This is a genomic window from Modestobacter sp. KNN46-3, assembly GCF_011039295.1.
In genome coordinates this window covers 1-1,335 of the sequence record NZ_JAAKGN010000330.1, presented here as the reverse complement: position 1 = coordinate 1,335, position 1,335 = coordinate 1, and the positions used below count along the sequence as shown (strand labels likewise).

Annotated in this window: 1 protein-coding gene; it reads right to left on the bottom strand. The window is 70.4% G+C overall.

Features of this window, described 5'->3' with window-relative positions; genetic code table 11:
- Nucleotides 1-37: 37 nt before the first annotated feature.
- Nucleotides 38-1,266 (bottom strand): IS3 family transposase gene (locus tag G5C62_RS27055; RefSeq protein WP_164703420.1). Its coding sequence is split into 2 segments (ribosomal slippage): nt 38-954 and nt 954-1,266, totalling 1,230 coding nucleotides; the frame shifts between segments, so codons are not numbered across the junction.
- Nucleotides 1,267-1,335: the final 69 nt, after the last annotated feature.

Sequence of the window (1,335 nt, the reverse complement as noted above, 5' to 3'; positions counted from 1 at the left end):
GGGCCTTACCCCCTGATCACGGACACGCGATCGGTGTCTACGCGGCGGTCTGCAGCGTAGCCAGGGTCTGGTTCGTTTCGTAGGTGATCGGACTGACTTGGCCGCAGGTGGAGTGTCGGCGGCGGGTGTTGTAGCGGATGATCCAGGCGAACACCGCGCGGCGGGCCGTCGCGGGGCTGTCCCAGCCCGATGCCCCGGCGAGGGTCTCCCGCTTGAGGGTGGCGTTGAACGACTCGGCGAGGGCGTTGTCGGCGCTACTGCCCACCGCGCCCATCGACCGGGTCACTCCCAGGCGGGTGCACAGGTCGGCGTAGGCCCGAGATGTGTACTGCGCGCCGTGGTCGCCGTGGAAGATCGCGCCGGCCAAGCTGCCGCGCACGGCGGCGGCCGCGGTCAGAGCATCGGCGACCAGTTCGGCGCGCATGTGATCGGCGATCGACCAGCCCACCAGGCGGCGGGAGAAGCAGTCGATCACTGTCGCGAGGTACAGGTTCTGGCCGTTGCCGCAGGGCAGGTAGGTGATGTCCCCGACGTAGACGCGGTTGGGGGCGTCGGCGGTGTAGTCGCGTTCGAGCAGGTCAGGCACGAGCTGATCAGCCGGTTCGGGCACCGTGGTGCGGACCCGGCGGCGCAGCCGGATACCGGCGATCTTGTGCTCGGCCATGATTCGGGCGACCCGCTTGTGGTTCACCCGCTCGGCGGGCGGAACGCCGTCGTTGAGTTCGGCGGTCATCCGCGGCGCCCCGTAGGCCCGGTCGGTGGCGTGCACCGCCCGGATCCGCTCGGCCAGTGACTGGTCGGCCCGGGCGCGGGCGGCCCGCGCCGCAGCGCCGGCCTCCCAGGCGTAGAACGATGACCGGGAGACCTCCACGGTCGAGCACAGCCGCTTCACCTCGAAGGCGTGTCGGTGGTCGGCGACGAACTGGAAGCGGGTCACCAGCGCGTCTCCCCGGCGAAATACTTCGCCGCCGCCCGCAGGATGTCCCGCTCGGTGTTGAGCTTCCGCTCGGCCGCCTCGAGCTCCGCGACCCGAGCCCGTAACCGTGCGAGCTCCTGGTCAGGTGTCTCGCCGTCCGGTGGCGGGCCGTTCTGGCTGTCGGCGATCCGGGAGTGCAGCGGCACTCCGGCGGCCTTCAGCCAGCCCGACAACGTCGAGTCCATGATCCCGAGGTCCCCGGCGATCCCCACCACCGTCGCCCCCGGCGTCGACCGGTACAGCTCCACTGCATCCCGGCGGAACTCCTCGGAGTACGTCTTCCTCGCCACCGTCTGATCTTCTCGCTTCCTCCAGGCCGGGCCCGGATTCAGCGTGTCCACGATCAGGGGTCAAGTCCC